Below are 20,618 nucleotides of genomic sequence, written 5' to 3'. Positions count from 1 at the left end.
TGCGATGCTCACGTACGTTTGTACGCTGCGCTTCTTAAATCAAAATCTGACAGCGCTACAACAGCAATTTACCATCCAAAGCGGTTATAAGTAAGACTTTGGATATAAAAATTTGATAGCCCGTTATGACGGGCTTTTTTAATCCCCAGGATTATCCGTGCTGATATAGCTCAGGTGGTAGAGCGCATCCTTGGTAAGGATGAGGTCCCCAGTTCGAGTCTGGGTATCAGCACCAGAACATTTTAAAATTTTGCTTGGCGACCATAGCATTGTGGACCCACCTGATTCCATGCCGAACTCAGAAGTGAAACGCAATTGCGCCGATGGTAGTGTGGGGCTTCCCCATGTGAGAGTAGGTCATCGCCAGGTTTTTATTCTAAGCCCTGACTATTTAGTCGGGGCTTTTTCGTATCATGAATACATTCAGAAAGGAAGTAAGTGGCTGCGGATTACCGCACCGCTATTTCCTTCCTACTTCGCTTCATTTAGATTCCAGTTATAGTCATATTTAATCTTTTTGTCGGAAAAGTTGATATCAGGTCTGTAATGCTTGATTTGTTTTTTGACACCTTCAATACCGCCGAAATCGCTCGCAAACCACTTATAAATAGAAGATAGGACAATGGTATTGCCTTGCACGTTGACGCCTTTGTCACTATTAATAAAAGTGTGTGCCGCTTGCTCAAGTAACGTATTAGTATTTTGCGCAGTGAAGACGGTTTTTTGTAGATTTGGGCATCCTAGGCTGGCGCAATTTACGGCGTAATGTGTTCTTGGATCTTTCCAGATAGGGCGTAAGATGCGGTGCTCGATATCATTTAATGTTAGCTCTTTACCATTGATGGTAATAACTTTCTCATCCCAAGGACCAAAACTAAAGAATCCACCTAACTTGGTAATGGATTTAACTGGGTAGTTTTGCAAAATCAAGTTGACGGTAATGGAGTTATAGAGATTAACCCAATAGGCGTATTGCTGAGCTTTTGAATAGCTTAGTGGATTTACCTTGGCCATATTGGTTAAAAACTGCTGCAGTTTTTCTTTGTCTTGCTTGGACACTTTATCGTATTCAAATAATGAACTATGGCCTTTTTCGATGAGATATTTATCTAAAATCGATTGCCAAGCTTGGTATGAAATGGTGGATGTGTTTTGTTCATTGCTTTGATTCCAATATGGCCAAAGTTCGGCTTTAGGTGCTGCTAGAGTAAAAAATGGAACCATGGCTATCCAGATAGCAAGTAAGTACTTCATAGGTTTTCTCGGTAGGTGGGATGAGTGTTTGATATAGACCGAGTAATCAGAGAGTTAATTTCAGGAATCGGCGTTTATTTAAGAAAAAAGCTGGCGTATTAAAGCCAGCTTAGAGTGTTTTTAGTTCGAGAGGTTAAAGCCTTTTAGCTTACTTTAAGAAACCAGGGATCTGCTGCTCATATTCATCGATTTTGTCGGCATGTTGAAGTGTTAGACCTATATTATCTAAACCATTTAACAAGCAGTGACGACGAAACTCATCGATCTCAAAGCGGTAAGATTTACCATTTGCACTGACGGTCAATTCTTCGAGATCCACAGTGACCTCAGCCCCTTTGTTGGACTCAATATAAGCAAATATTTCGTCCACTTCTTGCTCAGTAAGTCGAACGGGAACCAACTGGTTATTTATCGAGTTACCATAAAATATATCGGCGAAACTCGGCGCAATCATGGCGCGGATGCCGTAGTCTGCTAGGGCCCAAGGTGCATGCTCACGAGATGAACCACAGCCAAAATTTTCTCTCGCGATCAAAACCGACGCTTTTTCATAGCGTGGAGCATTCATGATAAAGTCTGGGTTAGGTTGTTCACCCGCATCATCCAAAAATCGCCAGTCATGAAATAAGTGCTTACCAAAGCCAATGCGAGAGACTTTTTGTAAAAATTGTTTAGGTATAATGGCGTCAGTGTCAACGTTGGCGGCATCCAAAGGAACTGCAATACCTGTGTGTTGTTTAAATCCAGTCATGATATAGGCTCCTTAACTCAACTCTCGAATATCAACAAAATGGCCTGCAATTGCCGCCGCCGCTGCCATCGCTGGACTGACAAGGTGGGTTCTGCCTTCTCGCCCCTGGCGGCCTTCAAAGTTACGGTTTGACGTCGATGCACAGCGCTCTTTTGGCCCTAAGCGATCATTATTCATTGCTAAACACATGGAGCAACCGGGTAGACGCCACTCAAAGCCAGCCTCTAGAAATACCTTATCTAGCCCTTCCGATTCAGCTTGTGCTTTGACTTGCTCTGAGCCAGGTACAATCATCGCCTGGACATGGTCTGCGACCTTTTTGCCTTTAGCAATCGCTGCTGCCGCGCGAATATCTTCGATACGAGAGTTAGTACAAGAGCCAACAAACACTTTGTCGATTGGGTATTCAGACAAGGATTTCCCCGCTTCAAGCCCCATGTAGGCGAGCGCTTTTTCTGCGGAAGCTTTTTCTACCGGATCGGTAAAGCTTTCTGGTGATGGGATAGGGGTATCGACAGCAATGACTTGGCCCGGGTTTGTGCCCCACGTAACCTGTGGCTTAATTTCACTCGCATTCACTGTGACAGTGGCGTCATACTGTGCGTCTGTATCGGTTTTTAAGGTTTTCCAATACTCGACTGCCGCATCCCAATCATGCCCAGTTGGAGAAAACTTGCGTCCTTTGATGTATTCGAAGGTGGTCTCATCAGGGGCAATTAAGCCTGCTTTCGCGCCTAACTCAATGGCCATATTACACACCGTCATTCGGCCTTCCATCGAAAGATCGGTAATGGCTTCGCCGCAGAACTCAACGACATAGCCAGTACCGCCTGCAGCGGTTGTTTTTCCAATGATGGCAAGGACAATGTCTTTCGCTGTGATGCCCGGCGCGACTTTACCTTTAACCTCAATTTTCATGGTTTTGGCACGTGCTTGTTTTAGTGTTTGCGTGGCTAAAACATGTTCCACTTCAGACGTACCAATACCAAATGCAAGCGAACCAAATGCCCCGTGTGTTGCGGTATGCGAGTCGCCGCAAACAATGGTCATTCCTGGCAGTGTGATGCCTAGCTCTGGTCCCATAACATGGACAATGCCTTGATATTTGTGATTGATATCATACAAAGTGACGCCAAACTCTTTACAGTTTTTGGCCAAGGTTTCCATTTGAATTCGTGCCATGTCACCACAGGCATTTATGTCTTTGGTGGTGGTAGAGACGTTGTGATCCATAGTGGCAAATGTTTTGCCTGTTTGGCGTACCTTTCGGCCTTTTTCTCTTAGACCATCAAAGGCTTGAGGCGAGGTCACTTCATGCACAAGGTGTCGATCAATGTATAAAATTGGCGTTTCACCTTCAGCTGCTACGGCAACATGCGCATCGTAGACTTTTTCGTATAATGTTTTGCCCATTTTTGCTTCCTGTTTACCTCAGCTAACGTAAACGAAGTATTAGCCGAGGAACTTAGTTTATTAATATAATTATGATTGACTGATGTAGTGGGCTATTTTGCTACCCATCTCTGAAGTTGACAGCGCAGGTTTGTCACCTGCTAGATCTGCAGTGAGTTCTCCTGCAGATAGTGCTTTGGATACGGCGGATTCGATGTCTTGCGCCGCCGCTTCTTCTCCTAAGCTGTATCTCAGCATGAGTGCAGCAGAGAGTATTTGGGCTACTGGGTTGGCTATGTTTTGCCCAGCAATGTCAGGTGCAGAACCGCCTGCTGGCTCATAGAGGCCAAATTTACTCTCATTGAGACTCGCAGAAGGCAGCATACCCATGGAGCCTGTGATCATGGCGCATTCATCTGAAATGATATCGCCAAAGATGTTAGAACATAGCATGACATCGAATTGGGAAGGATCTTTGATAAGCTGCATAGTTGCGTTGTCAATATACATATGCGATAGCTCAACATCTGGATAGTCTTTGGCGACTTCTTCTACTACTTCACGCCACAAAATGGAGCTTCGTAGCACGTTGGCTTTGTCAATTGAGCACACTTTCTTGTTTCTTAGCCGAGCAGAGTCAAAAGCGATTTTGGCAATACGTTCAATTTCAAATCGATGGTAAACCTCCGTATCGAACGCTTTTTCGTTTTCCCCTTCACCTTCTCGGCCTTTTGGTTGTCCAAAATAAATGCCGCCAGTGAGCTCTCGAACCACAACAATATCAAAGCCGCGATCTGAAATATCTGCACGCAGAGGAGAAAATGCTTCTAGACCCGTATGGATTTGCGCTGGGCGTAAATTACAAAATAGTTGGAAATGCTTACGCAACGGCAGTAAGGCGCCTCGCTCCGGCTGGCTGTCAGGCGGGAGATCTTGCCATTTTGGGCCGCCCACAGAACCGAATAAAATGGCATCTGCTTCTTCGCAGGCTTTCAACGTTGATGCCGGAAGGGGGGTGCCGTGGTTATCGATGGCGATACCGCCAACATCGTGTTGGTCATAGCTAAACGTGATGTTGTGCTTATTTTCAATGGCCTCAAGAACTTTAAGTGCTTGCTCCATGACTTCTGGGCCAATGCCATCACCGGGTAAAACGGCGATTTTATGTGTTTTGATTGTCATTGTTGTCCTTGGTACTTATTTCGAGTCAGTGTTAAATGTCACCAGTAAGAACTAAACGGCTTGCGTCTTAGCTGATTTAATTTGTTCTACGCGATCTGCGCGATGAATACTATTGATAACATGAAGCAGTGCTTGGCCTGAAGCTTCGACAATGTCAGTAGATACACCAGTACCGTGGTATTTGCGACCTTTATAGTTAGCAATGATGTCTGCTTGACCTAAACCGTCCTCACCTTCACCTTTCGCTGTTAGGTCAAATTTGTCTAACACGATGTCATAGCCTGTGATTCGGTAAATGCATTGGTATAGGGCATCGACTGGACCGTTACCCACAGCGGCTTCGCACTTTTCTTCCGATCCACATTGCAATTTGATACTGGTAGTTGACATCACGCTGCCTGATTGGACACTTAAGTAATTCAATTTGTAGAAGTCATCTTCTTCACGCAAGTTGGAGAAGTGCATCAAGGCTTCTAAGTCATAATCGAATACTTGGCCTTTTCTGTCCGCAAGTTTCAAAAAATCCTCATATAATGCATCTAAACTGTATTGATCTTCGCTATAGCCCATTGCATCCATATGACTCTTCACCGCTGCTCGCCCAGAACGACTGGTTAGATTTAGCACTTTATTCTTAAGACCAATAGACTCAGGTGTCATAATTTCGTAAGTATTTTTGTTTTTTAGCATCCCATCTTGGTGGATGCCGGATGAGTGGCTGAATGCATTTGCGCCAACAATGGCTTTGTTGTCTTGCACTGGCATGTTGCAAAGTTGGCTAACGAGTTTACTCGTGCGGTGGATTTCATCGTGTTTAATGCCCGTTTTTACACCCAAAAGGTCTTGGCGGGTTTTGATTATCATGGCGATTTCTTCTAATGAGCAGTTGCCAGCACGCTCACCAATGCCATTGATTGTGCCTTCAATTTGTCTTGCGCCAGCTTGTACAGCGGCAATGGAGTTTGCTACTGACATGCCTAGATCGTCGTGGCAGTGAACTGAGATCACCGCTTTGTCGATGTTCGGTACACGGTTGAACAATGTCTGAATGATATTGCCAAATTCATTGGGCACGGTGTAGCCGACCGTATCAGGGATGTTGACGGTTGTCGCACCCGCATTGATCGCAGCTTCAACCATACGACAAAGGTTATCAATTGGCGTTCTTCCTGCATCTTCGCACGAAAATTCTACATCATCAGTGTATTTTCTCGCATGTTTGACCGAGCGTACTGCCATTTCAACAACGTCATCGTAGTCTCGGCGAAGTTTGTCTTGAACATGGATGGTGGAAGTGGAAATGAAGGTGTGAATTCGAAACTGTTCGGCAACTTTTAATGCTTCTGCGGCTGCGTCAATATCTTTTTCAACGGCTCGAGACAAGCCACAGACTCGGCTGTTTTTAATGTGTTTAGCAATAACCTGTACAGACTCAAAGTCTCCTGGCGAAGAAATAGGAAAGCCAGCCTCAATGATATCGACGCCTAGACGTTCTAAAGCGTAAGCGATTTGTAGCTTTTCTTTCACTGTTAAGCTTGCTGACAACGCTTGTTCACCGTCTCGTAGTGTCGTATCAAAGATTATTACCTGATCACTCATCTTTCCCTTCCTTATTTATCTTGGCCAGATTCGAAGGCCAGTTTATCGTTATAAAAAAAGCCCGCATTCTCATGCGGGCTTTTCAATCTCTTGGTGGTTATATTCCATCCATAGCCTACCCGCGCGATCATGTCACGATAAGGAGGAGGCTCAGTTGTAATGAAATATAACGATGCATAGATTGTTCATCTTTTAAGTTGTGCTGTACAAATTAGTACCGCACTAATCTTCGGGCGTCAAGTCCTACCAGCATATAAATTCTGTTGATTAGCTAAACATGGAGCAGCCAATTGCCATAAATCAATCACTTTTCAGCTTGGTGAGTAATTATACTGATACCGTATTTGGTATTTAAAAAATACAATTAATCAAATGATTGAAAAGTGCGGAATTGAACTATGCAACACGAAAACACTTTACCCGTAGAAAGACGAAAAGCAGGTCGGCCAAATGTAGAGCTCAATGCTCGTCAACGATTATTGGAGAGCTCACGTAACCTGTTTACTGTGCTGAACTATGAAAAAGTGTCTACGCGCTTAATTGCTAAAAAAGCCGGTGTGAATAGCTCCATGATCCGTTATTACTTTGGTAATAAGGAAGGATTGTTTGAAACTATGGTTCGCGAAACGCTCGAGCCTATGAAAGAAAAGATTCGACAGTTGTTAGAGAAAGGCAATCAATCATCTTTGCTTGATTTAATGCGTACTTACTATGGTGAGATGATTAAAATTCCTTTGTTTCCTAGGCTGATGATTCAAGTCATGCTGTTGCCTCCAACCGATGTACAGCATCAGATTATGAAAAGTATATTTTTGGAAATCAGTGAGCCAATGCGTGAGCTTGTGTTCGAAAAACTGCAGTCTTCAGGTGCAATCAGAAAAGACATGAGTCCATACCTCTGTCGAATGTCCTATTTCAGTCTGTTGGTTTTTCCATTCATTACACCACCGGCCATCTATTCCATCCATAACATGGAGATGAATGAAGAATTTTTGCTGGAGTTGTTTGAACATAACATCAAAGTTATGAAACATGGCTTCTTGTCGGATGATGAGCACTCAGCTTAATGAGACATATTTTTCACACGTGTTGAGCTAGATTGGTAGAGGTTTCATCTTTCTGTCAACAAAGCTTCACAGTAATGCCACCGGACATCACTATGTTGCTACCTTAGAGAAGGCTATAACTGGGAGGCAACTATGCGCACGTTGGAACCAATTGCAAAGTTTGACTTTGTGCTTTCATCGTTTTGTCTACGGCATAGGTTTAATCAGCAATTCGCAAGCATTAGTAAAGCGATATCTCATACCGGAGATGGGCATTTATATGTGATGATGGCTGTACTCGCGAGTCTACTTGATAAGGCACATGGACCGTTATTTTTTGCCACGGCTTTACTGGCGTTTGCTATTGAATTGCCAAGTTATGTGCTGATTAAGAAAGTATTTAAACGACGCAGGCCAGGACAACTTTCTTCTCTGTTACCTGCGTTTATTACTCCCGCCGATCAATATAGCTTACCTTCCGGGCATACGGCAGCGGCATTTGTTATGGCAACCGTGATGGGGCATTTTTACCCTGAGCTTTTCGTTTTCTCTGTTATCTGGGCCGCTTGTATTGGTGTGTCCAGGATATTGTTGGGCGTGCATTTCTTCTCCGACATCTTGTTTGGGGTAGGGTTAGGAGTCGCCTGTGGCTTGTTGTCCATAGCAGTATTAGGATGATCTAGGATGAAAGTGTTGTACGGAGTGCAAGGGACAGGGAACGGGCATATTGCTAGAGCACGTGTAATGCATCGAGCATTAAAGGAAAAAGGCGTGGAAGTCGATTTGCTTTTTTCTGGTCGAGAAAAAGACAAATATTTTTCTATGGATGACTTTGGTGACTATCAAACGTGCCGCGGTCTAACGTTTGTTACCGAGAATGGTAAGATCGACCATATAAAAACGGTGGCCAAAAATAGTGCTATCCAGTTTAGTAAAGAAGTTAAACAACTTGATTTAACGAAATACGACGCAGTACTCAATGACTTTGAGCCTGTTTCAGCCTGGGCTGCGAAGAGAAACAAAGTGCCATGTATTGGTATCTCCCACCAAAATGCCTTTCGTTATCATGTACCCACCCGTGGAGTGAGCTGGTTGGATCGGCAGATTATCGAGTACTTTGCTCCTTCAACATGCCATATTGGGCTGCATTGGTATCATTTTGACCAACCTCTACTGCCACCCATTATTGATACATTATGCTGTTCAAAGCAAAGTGATGACTATTTGTTGATCTACTTACCTTTTGAAAATTTGCAACAAGTGATGGATCTTTGCCATCGATTCGTCACCCACAAATTCGTCTGCTATCACCCAGATGTTACCGACACTCACCAGGTGGATAACATTGAATTAAAGCCACTCAATTATACTGACTTTCAGCAGCATCTTGCTTGTTGTCTAGGAGTGATTGCCAATGGTGGCTTTGAACTGCCTTCCGAAGCGTTAGTACGTGGCAAAAAACTTTTATTAAAACCCTTAACCGGTCAGTTTGAGCAAGTGAGTAACGCTGACACACTAGAAGCGTTGGGGCTAGCAAGTACTATGGAACATCTAGATGCTGCCAAAGTCCGGCAGTGGCTAGATGAAGAAAACCCCGAAAGTATTCATTATCCAGATGTGGCTTCACCATTAGTTGATTGGATAATTTCGGCGAATTGGAGCAATACTGAATCACTATCACATCAGCTATGGGAACAAGTTGATTTCCCTAGTTACGTTTCTCATTCCTAAACCACTAGACATAATTTACCTGCCTAAGTAAGTTAACTTTGTCTGCGATGAATATTTAGCCATTTTAATTGCGATTTTAGATATTTTGTGTCCATTTTTACTTAATTCTTCAATATTCACCTTTACACATAGAGCATGGATTTTTATGCTGGCTACAAATTGATTATCTTTTGTGCATGATTTTACCTAAATATATATGTTGATTTTATAAATAATTGTTTTATGTTTTTTTATAAATTGACTATCTATATGAAATATAAGTAGAATGCAAGATTGCAGATAAAAAATACTGATTAATTATCAATCTTGTTGCCAAGCCATGATTGATTAGTTGATAGTAACAATTGTCCCGGATGCATCTGGGCGATAAATATAAAAAATGTAGGTTATCTATTCCTAACCAAACGCTAATACAGCGTAAATAAGATTGTTAAGTATTGTTATTGATTACCATTGAAGAGGCGTAACCAATGTTGGACAAAAAAGATGCAATGAGTGCTATCGCGAGCTATCGTATGGAAAGCACTTTACGTGGAGTAGACTTAAACCTATTAACTGTATTTGATGCAGTTATGCAGGAACAGAACATCACCAGAGCTGCTCATAACTTAGGGATGTCTCAACCTGCCGTAAGTAACGCAGTTGCTCGCCTTAAAGTTATGTTTAACGACGAATTATTTATGCGCCAAGGGCGTGGCATTCAGCCGACTCAACGTGCAAGACAATTATTTGGCCCCATTCGTCAGGCTTTACAATTGATTAGAAATGAGCTGCCAAGTTCTATTTTCTCTCCAGAAACTTCAACTCGCTTATTCAAGCTAGCGATTTGCAGCCCATGTGATATGCGCTTTGCTCCAAGAATCATGTCTACCGTGCACGAGCAAGCACCGAATGTGCAACTGCACTTAGATGCGGAATTTGACCGTATGCTTGCGGAAAGAATGCGTTATCAAGAGATCGATTTCGTTATCGACTATGCGCGATTCGATGAGCAAGGTTTTTCAAGCACAGAAATTTTCCAAGATGAACTGGTTGTGGTTGTTTCTAAAGGCCATACGCGAATTCAAGGTTCAGTGACTGCAGAAGAGTTAGCGGCTGAGAAGCACGCGAAGCTTTCTAAGGTCCATGGCCAACGCAGCTTCTCTGAGCAAGCTTACAGCAACATCGATGTTCAAGCATACTATGAAGGCACAAGTTTAAGTAATGTCCTCTACGTGGTGGGCCAGTCTGAGCTGGTGACTATTGCTCCTCGTTGGATGGTTGAGAATGCCGCGAATAAAGATCAGCTGCAAATTTTGGATTTCCCATTTGAGAACTCTTGCATCAGTGGTTTCCTAAGCTGGCATGAGTCGAGCGAGAAAGATAAAGGTCATATCTGGTTGCGCGATCAGTTAATGGTTATCTGCGGCGAAGTTGTTGCCCTGAACTAATCTTTTCTTGTTTAGAAATTCACAATAGCCCTGAGACTCACTCAGGGCTATTCGTCTATCCTCACTCACAACTTACTGCCTCCCATCTTTGTTATTTTCTACCGCAACTTATTCATTTTTGCGTTGTCATTAGAATTTAGCGTCGTATTTTTCTCGTATATTTATTGTTTCTTCCATATGCTCTGTTCGTGGCAGTAGCTCATACTATTTGACCTGGCTTATTCAACACTTTGTACTTTTCGCCAAAGCATACCATTAGACCTTCATTGTTTTAGACGTTACAGTTACTGCGTTAACTTACTTCGCTACCGTGAAGTTAAGTACATAGCCGAATACACATTGCTTCAGCATTAGGCTACGAATAAGACCTACGACTATGTAAGCCAGAGTGACTTATTTACCGATAAGATTGTTGCTGGTTAAGGAGAGAAATATGGAGTCGCTATCTGGCGCAGAGATGGTTGTGCAATCTCTGATCGAAGAAGGAGTAGAGCAAATTTTTGGTTATCCAGGTGGATCCGTCTTGGATATCTATGATGCTCTGCATGCTAAAACCGAAAATATAAAACATGTATTGGTTCGCCATGAACAAGCGGCCACGCATATGGCCGATGGCTATGCTCGTGCAACGGGAAAACCAGGTGTCGTGCTAGTGTGTTCTGGCCCAGGAGCCACGAATACGGTTACTGGAATCGCTACAGCGTACATGGATTCAATTCCAATGATAGTGATTTCAGGTAATGTACCAAATAATTTGATTGGTAATGACGCTTTTCAAGAGTGCGATATTGTTGGTGTTTCTCGCCCAATCGTCAAACACAGCTTTTTGGTTAAAAAAGCCGAAGAGATCCCTGAGACAATCAAAAAAGCCTTCTATATTGCATCGACGGGGCGTCCTGGACCTGTCGTGATCGATCTACCCAAAGATGTTATGAATCCATTGATAAAGTTCCCATATCAATACCCGGAAACGATTAAGATGCGTTCATACAACCCGACTACCACAGGTCACAAAGGGCAAATCAAAAAAGCCCTAAAAGCATTGCTGGAAGCAAAAAAGCCAGTGCTGTATATCGGTGGTGGTGCTGTAATTTCTGAATCGGCGGAATACATCACAACGCTCGCCGAATCGCTTAATTTACCTGTCGTCAGTACCTTAATGGGACTTGGAGCATTTCCAGGGACTCATAAAAACTCCCTTGGAATGTTGGGGATGCATGGAACATATGAAGCCAACATGGCTATGCATAATGCCGACTTGATATTTGGTGTCGGGGTGCGATTTGATGATAGGACAACCAACAATTTAGAAAAGTATTGTCCGGATGCGAAAGTCATGCATATCGATATTGACCCGTCCTCGATATCGAAAAACGTCAAAGTAGATTTGCCAATTGTTGGTTCAGCGGACAAAGTGCTCGCCAGTATGTTGAGCCAGTTAGTAGATCAAGGTGGTTGTAATGACACCCAAGCGATTGAAGCTTGGTGGACGGATATTGAAAGCTGGCGCAGTCGCGAATGTTTGGCCTATGAGACAAGTGCTGAAACGATCAAGCCGCAACAAGTGATTGAGACACTTCATCGTTTGACGCAGGGTAATGCTTATGTGGCCTCTGATGTGGGGCAGCATCAAATGTTTGCCGCACTGTATTATCCGTTCAATAAACCTCGCCGTTGGATAAACTCTGGTGGTCTAGGGACCATGGGCTTTGGTTTGCCTGCGGGTATGGGGGTAAAATTTGCCAAGCCTGATGAAGAAGTGATCGTTGTCACTGGCGATGGCAGTATTCAAATGAATATACAAGAGCTTTCCACCGCGCTGCAATACAATATCCCGGTTAAGATCATTAATCTGAATAATCGCTTCTTGGGAATGGTTAAGCAGTGGCAAGACATTATTTATCAAGGCCGCCACTCGAATTCTTATATGGACTCGGTACCCGATTTTGCCGCTATCGCAGAAGCCTATGGCCATGTGGGTATGCGCATTTCTACCCCAGATCAACTCGAGTCTGGGCTTGAGAAAGCACTTAGCATGAAAGACAGACTAGTATTTGTTGATATCAGTGTTGATGAAACCGAGCATGTCTACCCGATGCAAATAAAAGGCGAAGGTATGGATAAAATGTGGCTAAGCAAGACGGAGAGAACCTGATATGAGACATATAATTTCTTTGTTGATGGAAAACCAACCTGGTTCTTTATCTCGTGTTGTTGGGCTGTTTTCTCAACGCGGTTACAATATTGAATCTCTCACCGTATCGCCCACCGATGATGAGACCTTATCAAGACTGAACATTACCACCAAGTCTGATGAAATGCAGTTAGAGCAGATCCAAAAACAGTTACATAAATTGATTGACGTTCTAAAGGTGCAAGAAGTCACCGAGCTTGAGCATATTGAGCGTGAGCTAATGATGGTGAAAGTCAAGGCCAGTGGACTATCTAGAGATGAAGTTAAGCGTACTGCCGATATCTTCCGAGGCCAGATCGTTGATGTGACGGCGACTCAGTACACAGTACAAATGGCAGGGACAAGCGAGAAGCTTGATGCTTTTATTAAAGCGTTGTCTGAAGCCACAGAAGTGATTGAAGTTGCGAGAAGTGGTGTTGTCGGAATCGTGCGTGGCGAGCGAGCACTAAAACCCTGAACTCTAAAAGATCAGTCCTAGTCATGTAAAGAGGCCACTTCAAAGGAAGTGGCCTCTTTACATATAAATTTAAGCGATTAATGAAGGATACGCGCTCGAATAGTTCCGTTAATTTTCTTTAACTTTTCCAGTGCTTCTTCAGAGCGTGCTGACTCAACGTCTATCACGACATAACCAATATCAGCAGAGGTCTGCAGATATTGTCCGGCGATATTGATGCCTTCTTCGGCGAAAATAGTATTAATTTGGGTCAAAATCCCTGGTTGGTTCTGGTGAATATGAAGCAGTCGAGAGCAGTTTCTATGAATAGGTAAAGAGACTTCCGGAAAGTTGACGCTCGACAACGTTGACCCATTATCGGAGTATTTCGCCAATTTTCCTGCTACTTCAATGCCGATGTTTTCTTGAGCTTCTTGCGTAGAGCCGCCAACATGAGGGGTCAATATGACGTTGTCAAACTGCATCAATGGTGATTCGAATGGGTCAGCGTTAGTTTTAGGCTCGACAGGAAAGACATCAATGGCTGCCCCAGCCAAATGTTTAGACTCGATAGCAGCGGCAAGCGCCGGAATATCCACCACGGTTCCTCTCGCGGCATTGATAAATATTGCACCGGGCTTCATTAAAGCAAATTGCTCAGCACCCATCATATTCTTAGTTTCAGGGGTTTCAGGAACATGCAGAGAGATAACGTCACATTGATTAAGCAGCTCTGCCATTGAGTTAACTTGCGTTGCGTTGCCAAGAGAAAGTTTATTCTCGATATCGTAAAAATATACTCGCATTCCTAGGTTTTCGGCGATGATACCCAATTGGGTACCGATATGCCCATAGCCTATAATGCCGAGTCTTTTACCGCGTGCTTCGAAAGAGTGATCAGCACTTTTCTTCCAAATACCACGATGAGCGAGTGCATTTTTCTCTGGAATGCCGCGCAGCAGCAGCAATAGCTGACCCAGCACCAGTTCAGCTACGCTGCGTGTGTTTGAAAAGGGAGCATTAAAGACAGGCACTCCGCGCTCAGCTGCAGCTTTTAGGTCAACTTGGTTGGTACCGATACAAAAACAGCCAATTGCGACCAGTTTCTTCGCGGCTTGAATGACGTCCTGAGATAAATGGGTTCTGGATCGGATGCCAACAAAATGGGCATCTTTGATGGATTCTAGTAACTCAGACTCAGACAAGGAACCTTTGTGATACTCGATGTTGGTGTAACCTTCAGCCTTTAAAACTTCAACAGCAGATGAATGTGGGCCTTCAAGTAGTAGGATTTTTATTTTTTCTTTTTCCAGTGATACTTTAGCCATTGTTCTTGTCCTATTTTTCGTGAAAGAAATGAATAACGAGGAGAAACGCCCAAAAAACTACTTTTGCTGAGAACTGAAGTTGCGCAAACGTTTTCGTGAGTGCTATCTATACGATAAAGTAACAAAAAAAAATTCGTTTGGGTAAGAAAATTACAAGAAAATGCAAAATGACTAAAATAGAGCAAGAAAAACAGCGCCATTTGGCGCTGTTTGTCGTTAGATTACTATTATGGAATGAATTATATCGAATCCATCTAAGTGCACCCAATCGTATTAGTCTTCGATTTGAGCGCCATTCTCTGTGCCAGTAATAACCACATCGGCACCACGGTGAGCAAATAGCCCGACGGTAACGACACCGGCAATCGCATTAATTTTATCTTCCAGCTCTTTAGGGTGGGTGATGCTGAGTCCATGTACGTCAATGATGATGTTGCCATTGTCGGTCGTGACACCTTCTCGGTATACAGGATCTCCGCCTAGTTTAACCATTTCGCGCCCCACATAAGAGCGAGCCATTGGAATGACCTCAACAGGTAGAGGAAAAGAGCCTAATACATCGACAGCTTTTGTTCCATCTACAATGCAGACGAATTTGTCCGAGATTGCTGCGACAATTTTCTCTCGAGTAAGGGCTGCGCCGCCGCCTTTGATCATCTCTCGTGCGGCATTAATTTCGTCAGCGCCGTCAACGTAAATATCTAACGAAGATACTTGGTTGCAATCAAAGACTTCGATTCCGAGTTGCTTTAACTTTTCCGTTGACACTTCAGAGCTAGACACGGCTCCTTTGATATCTTCTTTAACGGTGCCCAATGCATCGATGAAATGATTAACAGTAGAGCCAGTACCAACCCCGACTATGCTGCCTTTTTCAACATACTTTAATGCAGCCCATCCTGCCGCTTTCTTCATTTCATCTTGAGTCATGCCTACCTCTATTTGTCACTGCAGTTATGAAATCTCCCACACCTTCAACAAAGCGGGAAGCGATAATGGGCATGATTATATACCTAAATTACTTCAAGATGCAGGCTTGAGAGGTGTTTTGCGACAGTATTATTTGGCCAGATCTAGGTGGTTTAGCCGTCCCAATGCCAAATTTTGCTCGGCGTGACGATTTTAGCTAAAGGCACATCCCATGCTTGAACAGGAATAGAATCCACTTGTTGGCAATCGTGGGCAATACCAATGGGGTAAGGTCCGGACTCGTTGTTGCGCCAGTTTTCTAAGGTGCGATCGTAATAGCCTCCACCCATGCCTAGCCGGTTACCAAGGGCATCAAAGCCAACGAGAGGGGTGGCAATTAAGTCAAGTTGGGATACGGGTTTAATATGCGGCTGGCTCAGTTTCGGTTCCCATATTCCATAACGGTTGGTGACCAGTGGCGTGTTGGCATCGTAGTGGAGAAAGAGTAAGTTTCCTTTAGAAAACGGATGTAAAATAGGGAGGTAGGTATGTTTGCCTAGTTGCCACAATTTTTCAACTAGTGGCTGAGTTGAGAGCTCGCCATCATTGGATAAATATAAGGCGATATGCTGACTACTTTTCAGCTCTGGCAAGGTTAAGAATGAAGACACTAAGTCTTGGGCAGCCTCATGCTGCTGCTGCTCACTAAGCTGGTTGCGCGTATCTCGAATTTGTTTTCTCAGGCTGTCTCGTGAACTTATCATGATTCAGTGCAAGTCCTGCAGAGTAGAAGGAGATACCCCGGGGTGCCGTCGAGGATATTGACCCTTGAACCAGCTGGTTCAAGGCGGATCAGCAATGCTAACCGTAGGCTTCTCGATTCAAGTCGAGCTTGCTCAATAGCTAACAAGTACTAACCCTTAAGTATTGCTTATCGGCTCAGGGACTTAATCCCACAGACGAACACCTCAGGGTAAATATTGGTATTGTAGAAAAGGTTAGCTGGCTGACCTTACTCTACTTAACGCTTGTTCTAGCGACTCGGAAAGCTTTTCAACTTTATCGAAGAGTTCACTTTGTTGGTCTTGAGAGACCTTACTGGATTGCTTTAATTCATAACAGCAATTCAATGCAGCAATCGTGAGTAATTGAACTTCATTGGTGACTTTCGTTTTTGAAGTCATTTCTCGTAAACGGTCATCGAGGTCTTGCGCTGCCTCAATGAGGGATTCTTCTTGCCCTTCTGGGCAATTGACTCGAGTTAATTTTCCTAATATTTCAACTTCTACCGCTTGATTACTCATTATCCATGAACTCTATACGCGCTTCTTTTAAGGTGGTTTTCATTCGAGACCACCGAGGTAGAAACTATAAGGTAAACACTCTATAAGATTCAAGCTTTTCTACTCGCTGGTAATTAAATGATAGGCTAATTACACAGGAATTGGGCAAATTGGATACAAGCTATTCAGTTTTCGTGATGTCAGCATTTCAGCGTTGTCGCGGTAGTGCTATTATTAGGCAACTTTTTTAATTTAGGCCTCCCTATGACCGATAAGACTTTGCCAGATTACACTTCCTTATCTGAAACATTAACCTCCGCTTCTCTTTCCGTTACGCCATCTGAACTCCATGGGTTATTGGTAGGGATGCTAAGTGGAGGCCTGAGTCCTAGCGATACTACATGGCAGGCTCTGCTGTCCGATTATACCAATGAAGGAATGGGGTGGCCGACTAAGGCGTTAGAGATCGCCCAACTGATGTTTGACTCGACCAAGAAAGAGCTGATGGGGACAGGCTTTGAGTTAACCTTGATACTTAGCGATGAGCTGACTAAAGAGTCGTTGTTTGATGTGGCGGAAAGCTTCTCTGATTGGGTGAATCACTTTATTTCAGGTTTGGGGCTGGCTGATGCAAAATTACGTAAATCTTCCCAAGAGGTAAAAGAAGCACTCGCTGATCTTGAAGAAATAGCCAGATTGGGTATCGACGAAGAAGATGATCTAGCAGAGCAAACCGAGTTGTTAGAACAAGTCATGGAGCATGCGAAAATTTGTGCCCTGACTATTCATGCTGAGCTTGGTGTAAAAGCGTCAAAAGAGACAGGCTCGGACAAAAAACCAACTATCCACTAACCGTTTTTGATGAGAAGTTTCTTAAAATGAGTAGTTACGATATTGTCATCGCTGGTGGTGCGATGGCAGGGATGACTTTGGCGTTGTCGCTTAATGAGTCGACTAGCGGCCAGCTCAAGATTGCCATTGTTGAAGCTCATCATATTGAGCATAAGGAGCATCCTGGTTTTGACGCGCGTTGTATCGCCTTGTCTTATGGCACAGTGCAAATTTTGCAAAAATATGGGTTGTGGCAATCGCTACGGCCGCTAGCCACTCCGATCAAGACCATTCATGTGTCGGATAGATCTCATGCTGGTATGACGGATATACGAGCTAACGATTTATCGATTGATTCGCTCGGCTACGTCGTTGAACTGGAGGCTGTGGGTTGGGCATTGCAGCAGAAAGTCAATGCGGTAGAAAACATTGAATTTATCTGTCCAGACCGAGTTCAATCTATTGAAAGAAGCTCCGAGCAGGTCACGATAGAATTGTCTAGCAGTAGGAAGATAGACAGTAAACTGCTGGTTGCCGCCGATGGTGCAGGTTCGACTTGCTGTGAATATTTGGGAATTTCTTATCACGATCACAACTTTTCTCAAACAGCCGTGATTGCCAATATCGTCCCGAGCGAGCCACATCAGTATCGTGCTTATGAGCGATTTACAGAGTATGGTCCCGTCGCTTTATTACCATTGACTGACAATCGGATGTCTTTGGTTTGGTGCATGACTCCAGAACAATCCCTTGATGTGATGGCGCTAGATGACAGCCAGTTTTTGGCTAAGCTGCAAGGCATGTTTGGTTGGCGACTAGGTCAGCTTGCACAGGTGGGCAAGCGCTCATCGTATCCACTGACATTGCGCTCTCGAATGCAAAATACTTCCCATCGTTTTGCTATTGTTGGTAACGCAGCTCAAACCTTACACCCTATTGCGGGGCAGGGGTTTAACCTAGGCATTCGCGATGCTGCCAGTTTGGTGGAAGAAATTTGTGCCGCCATCGACGATCCTGGTCAGCATCAGGTACTTAGCCGTTTTCGAACGCGCAGAGAGCAAGATCGTGTTAGCACGATTCAGTTGACGTCTAGCTTAGTACACCTATTCTCCAATGATTTACCTTTTCTAAGAGTGGCTAGAAACTTAGGCTTATTTGCGATGGACAATATTGCCCCATTGAAGTCGCCTTTGTTAAAACAGGCTCTTGGATTAGTCGACCGCTAATTATTAAGGTTACACAGATGATACACAATGTAGATATTGCCATTGTAGGCGGCGGTATGGTTGGGTTGGCGTTAGCAGCCGCACTTGAAGATAGCGAGCTGAGAATCGCTCTGATTGAAAGTCGAACAATAAACACAGACGTCACGGAACTTCCCGATGTACGAGTATCGGCGCTCAACCGTGCGAGCGAAAATATTCTGAAAAACATAGGTGTTTGGAATGATATTCGCAACAACAGACTCTCACCATACCAGGCAATGGAAGTGTGGGAAAAAGACAGCTTTGCCAAGATAGATTTTGTGGCGCAAGACATTGCCCAACCTGACTTAGGGCACATCATAGAAAACAGAGTCATTCAGTCTTCATTGTTAGAGAAAGTAAAGCGCTGTTCGAATGTCTCATTGTTTATGCCCGCTAAACTGACGTCTCTGAACATTGGAGAAAGCGAAGCATGGATGTCACTGGACAACGAGCAAATGCTAACGGCTAAGCTGGTGGTTGGCGCTGATGGTGCCAACTCATGGGTTCGACATCACTTCAACATTCCTTTGACACATTGGGATTACGGACACAGTGCCGTTGTTGCCAATATACAAACCGCGCTTCCGCACGGGAAAGTGGCTAGGCAGATATTCACACCGAAAGGGCCGCTCGCATTTTTGCCTTTTCAGCATAGTAGTATTGCAGACTCAGAACGTTTGAGTTCTATTGTCTGGTCCACCGATCCTCTTCGTGCCCAATCGCTAGTTGATATGTCGAGTGAGGCGTTTAGCCGCGAGCTAACGGCTGAGTTTGACGGCAAACTGGGCCTTTGTAAGTTGATTGGGGAACCCCAAGTGTTTCCGTTAAAAATGCGATACGCGAGAGACTTTGTATTGGAGCGTGTAGCTCTGATTGGCGATGCCGCTCATACAATACACCCTCTTGCTGGGCAAGGGGTCAACTTAGGTTTTCTCGATGCAGCTTGTTTAGCAGAGCAGGTGATTGCTAATTGGAAACAAGGGCAAGATGTTGGTTTGAAAAGAAACTTGCGCCATTACGAACGCTGGAGAAAAGCTGAAGCGGCAAAAATGATTACGACGATGCAGGGCTTTAAAGATTTGTTTAGCGGGGATAATCCAGTCAAAAAGTTGGTTCGTGGCCTTGGGGTTAGCGCAATGTCATACTTACCGGGCGCAAAAGATGAAATCATCAAACACGCGTTGGGGCTTAAGGGGAGCTTGCCTGAGTTGGCAAAACTTGGTGAATAATGGATTGAGTGTCGTTTGGCAGTAATCAGTAACTAAAAAGAGGTTAGAAGACACCACTAACCTCTTTCCAAGTAAGTATACGTTTTGTTATACATAAGCGCAGCGCAGCTTCATGATCTCTTGATTGACCTCTTTGACTGCTTGAAAATGTCTCGGCTCTGCTTTGGCGGGTAATATCAATTTACCGTTGTCGAACTCAAATCCACCAATGCCATATATGTACAATCTTCCCTTAAATAGCCGACTAATGTGTTTCGCAATCATACTCGGAATATAGCGCTTAAACAATCTCATACGATATCCTTCCTAATCTCTAGCCACTGATTATACCAATACTCCCATTTTATTTATGTGATAGTACCGGGAGAAATTGTTGTAACAACTTGTCTAATTAGACATAAATATTGCAAATGAAGGGAAATCTAGCGAATGTATTTGTTGTTTGAATGAAAATCTTACCTCTTCTGTTGGCAAAGCCATCTTTCCCATTAGAGCATTTTATTCACTCTTAACTTTACTAAGGTTAGACTATTCCCCAATATCTATGCCAGTTTTGTGTGAAATATATACAAGCAAATGTTAAGCCTGTCTTATGTTTTCCAGTACAGTAGACAGTTAATGTGCTAGGAAGTTCAGCATTTTGATTGATCATTGTCATAGATTGGTGCGCGTGCTAGCCTTTAAAAAGCTTGATCTTCCGAAGTGATAAGGGTCACAATATGTAATCAAGGAGTATCGTCTCAAGTCACTGACTGATAGAGGCACACCATCGGTTC

19 protein-coding genes, 1 tRNA gene, 1 rRNA gene and 1 other RNA gene are annotated in these 20,618 nt (G+C 43.8%); 11 read left to right on the top strand and 11 right to left on the bottom strand.

Going from position 1 to position 20,618, the window contains the following annotated elements; translation table 11 throughout:
* The first annotated feature begins 159 nt into the window (after positions 1 to 159).
* A tRNA-Thr gene (locus M9194_RS09085) sits at positions 160 to 235 on the top strand.
* 18 nt (positions 236 to 253) lie between these two features.
* Positions 254 to 369: ribosomal RNA gene (gene rrf / locus M9194_RS09080) — 5S ribosomal RNA — on the top strand.
* A gap of 102 nt (positions 370 to 471) precedes the next feature.
* Here the strand turns inward: rrf and M9194_RS09075 are convergent.
* The 5 genes from M9194_RS09075 to leuA form a co-directional block, all read right to left on the bottom strand.
* Complete coding sequence (locus M9194_RS09075) at positions 472 to 1,254, bottom strand: DUF547 domain-containing protein (protein ID WP_250612313.1); 783 nt, start codon at positions 1,252 to 1,254, stop codon at positions 472 to 474.
* 148 nt (positions 1,255 to 1,402) lie between these two features.
* Positions 1,403 to 2,005, bottom strand: coding sequence for a 3-isopropylmalate dehydratase small subunit (leuD, locus tag M9194_RS09070; RefSeq protein WP_250612312.1), 603 nt, complete (start codon positions 2,003 to 2,005; stop codon positions 1,403 to 1,405).
* Between the two features lie 12 nt (positions 2,006 to 2,017).
* Positions 2,018 to 3,418 (bottom strand): 3-isopropylmalate dehydratase large subunit, encoded by a 1,401-nt coding sequence (gene leuC, locus M9194_RS09065; RefSeq protein ID WP_250612311.1) that lies wholly within the window; start codon positions 3,416 to 3,418, stop codon positions 2,018 to 2,020.
* Between the two features lie 69 nt (positions 3,419 to 3,487).
* The gene (leuB, locus tag M9194_RS09060; protein WP_250612310.1) at positions 3,488 to 4,579 is read right to left on the bottom strand and encodes a 3-isopropylmalate dehydrogenase; all 1,092 of its coding nucleotides are present in this window, start codon (positions 4,577 to 4,579) and stop codon (positions 3,488 to 3,490) included.
* 51 nt (positions 4,580 to 4,630) lie between these two features.
* Positions 4,631 to 6,178 carry a 2-isopropylmalate synthase gene (leuA, locus tag M9194_RS09055; RefSeq protein WP_250612309.1) on the bottom strand — a complete coding sequence of 516 codons (1,548 nt, stop codon included), beginning with the start codon at positions 6,176 to 6,178 and terminating at the stop codon, positions 4,631 to 4,633.
* A gap of 398 nt (positions 6,179 to 6,576) precedes the next feature.
* On the opposite strand from leuA, the gene M9194_RS09050 reads away from it, so the two are divergent.
* From M9194_RS09050 to ilvN, 6 genes are all read left to right on the top strand, one after another.
* The gene (locus M9194_RS09050; protein WP_250612308.1) at positions 6,577 to 7,245 is read left to right on the top strand and encodes a TetR/AcrR family transcriptional regulator; all 669 of its coding nucleotides are present in this window, start codon (positions 6,577 to 6,579) and stop codon (positions 7,243 to 7,245) included.
* Positions 7,246 to 7,377: 132 nt separating this feature from the next.
* The gene (locus tag M9194_RS09045) at positions 7,378 to 7,902 is read left to right on the top strand and encodes a phosphatase PAP2 family protein (RefSeq protein WP_250612307.1); all 525 of its coding nucleotides are present in this window, start codon (positions 7,378 to 7,380) and stop codon (positions 7,900 to 7,902) included.
* Between the two features lie 6 nt (positions 7,903 to 7,908).
* Positions 7,909 to 8,955, top strand: a complete 1,047-nt coding sequence (locus tag M9194_RS09040) for an MJ1255/VC2487 family glycosyltransferase (RefSeq protein ID WP_250612306.1) — start codon at positions 7,909 to 7,911, stop codon at positions 8,953 to 8,955.
* A gap of 470 nt (positions 8,956 to 9,425) precedes the next feature.
* Positions 9,426 to 10,385, top strand: a complete 960-nt coding sequence (gene leuO, locus M9194_RS09035; RefSeq protein ID WP_250612305.1) for a transcriptional regulator LeuO — start codon at positions 9,426 to 9,428, stop codon at positions 10,383 to 10,385.
* 433 nt (positions 10,386 to 10,818) lie between these two features.
* On the top strand, positions 10,819 to 12,540 hold the full coding sequence (locus tag M9194_RS09030; RefSeq protein WP_250612304.1) for an acetolactate synthase 3 large subunit: 1,722 nt from the start codon (positions 10,819 to 10,821) through the stop codon (positions 12,538 to 12,540).
* Between the two features lies 1 nt (position 12,541).
* Entirely contained in the window at positions 12,542 to 13,036 is a 495-nt protein-coding gene (gene ilvN, locus M9194_RS09025) for an acetolactate synthase small subunit (protein ID WP_250612303.1), read from the top strand.
* Between the two features lie 77 nt (positions 13,037 to 13,113).
* Here ilvN and serA read toward each other — a convergent pair whose 3' ends face one another.
* The 5 genes from serA to M9194_RS09000 form a co-directional block, all read right to left on the bottom strand.
* A complete protein-coding gene (serA, locus tag M9194_RS09020) occupies positions 13,114 to 14,343 on the bottom strand; it encodes a phosphoglycerate dehydrogenase (protein WP_250612302.1) in 1,230 nt (409 codons plus the stop codon).
* Positions 14,344 to 14,616: 273 nt separating this feature from the next.
* Entirely contained in the window at positions 14,617 to 15,273 is a 657-nt protein-coding gene (rpiA, locus tag M9194_RS09015) for a ribose-5-phosphate isomerase RpiA (RefSeq protein ID WP_250612301.1), read from the bottom strand.
* A gap of 152 nt (positions 15,274 to 15,425) precedes the next feature.
* Positions 15,426 to 16,016 (bottom strand): 5-formyltetrahydrofolate cyclo-ligase, encoded by a 591-nt coding sequence (locus M9194_RS09010; protein WP_250612300.1) that lies wholly within the window; start codon positions 16,014 to 16,016, stop codon positions 15,426 to 15,428.
* Positions 16,017 to 16,046: 30 nt separating this feature from the next.
* Positions 16,047 to 16,230, bottom strand: a non-coding RNA gene (ssrS, locus tag M9194_RS09005) — 6S RNA.
* A 20-nt stretch (positions 16,231 to 16,250) separates the two neighbouring features.
* Complete coding sequence (locus tag M9194_RS09000; protein ID WP_250612299.1) at positions 16,251 to 16,556, bottom strand: cell division protein ZapA; 306 nt, start codon at positions 16,554 to 16,556, stop codon at positions 16,251 to 16,253.
* 243 nt (positions 16,557 to 16,799) lie between these two features.
* Between M9194_RS09000 and M9194_RS08995 the strand changes: the two genes are divergently transcribed.
* From M9194_RS08995 to M9194_RS08985, 3 genes are read left to right on the top strand one after another with little or no spacing between them, the layout of a single operon-like run.
* Entirely contained in the window at positions 16,800 to 17,387 is a 588-nt protein-coding gene (locus tag M9194_RS08995; protein ID WP_250612298.1) for a YecA/YgfB family protein, read from the top strand.
* A 26-nt stretch (positions 17,388 to 17,413) separates the two neighbouring features.
* Complete coding sequence (gene ubiH / locus M9194_RS08990; protein ID WP_250612297.1) at positions 17,414 to 18,592, top strand: 2-octaprenyl-6-methoxyphenyl hydroxylase; 1,179 nt, start codon at positions 17,414 to 17,416, stop codon at positions 18,590 to 18,592.
* A gap of 17 nt (positions 18,593 to 18,609) precedes the next feature.
* Positions 18,610 to 19,842 (top strand): FAD-dependent 2-octaprenylphenol hydroxylase, encoded by a 1,233-nt coding sequence (locus M9194_RS08985; RefSeq protein ID WP_250612296.1) that lies wholly within the window; start codon positions 18,610 to 18,612, stop codon positions 19,840 to 19,842.
* An 87-nt stretch (positions 19,843 to 19,929) separates the two neighbouring features.
* Here M9194_RS08985 and M9194_RS08980 read toward each other — a convergent pair whose 3' ends face one another.
* Positions 19,930 to 20,136 (bottom strand): DUF1107 domain-containing protein, encoded by a 207-nt coding sequence (locus M9194_RS08980; protein WP_250612295.1) that lies wholly within the window; start codon positions 20,134 to 20,136, stop codon positions 19,930 to 19,932.
* Between the last annotated feature and the right edge of the window lie 482 nt (positions 20,137 to 20,618).

It is taken from the genome of Vibrio sinus (assembly GCF_023634645.1).
GTDB classification, from domain to species: Bacteria; Pseudomonadota; Gammaproteobacteria; order Enterobacterales; family Vibrionaceae; genus Vibrio; species Vibrio sinus.
This window is presented reverse-complemented; position numbering and strand designations above follow the sequence as displayed.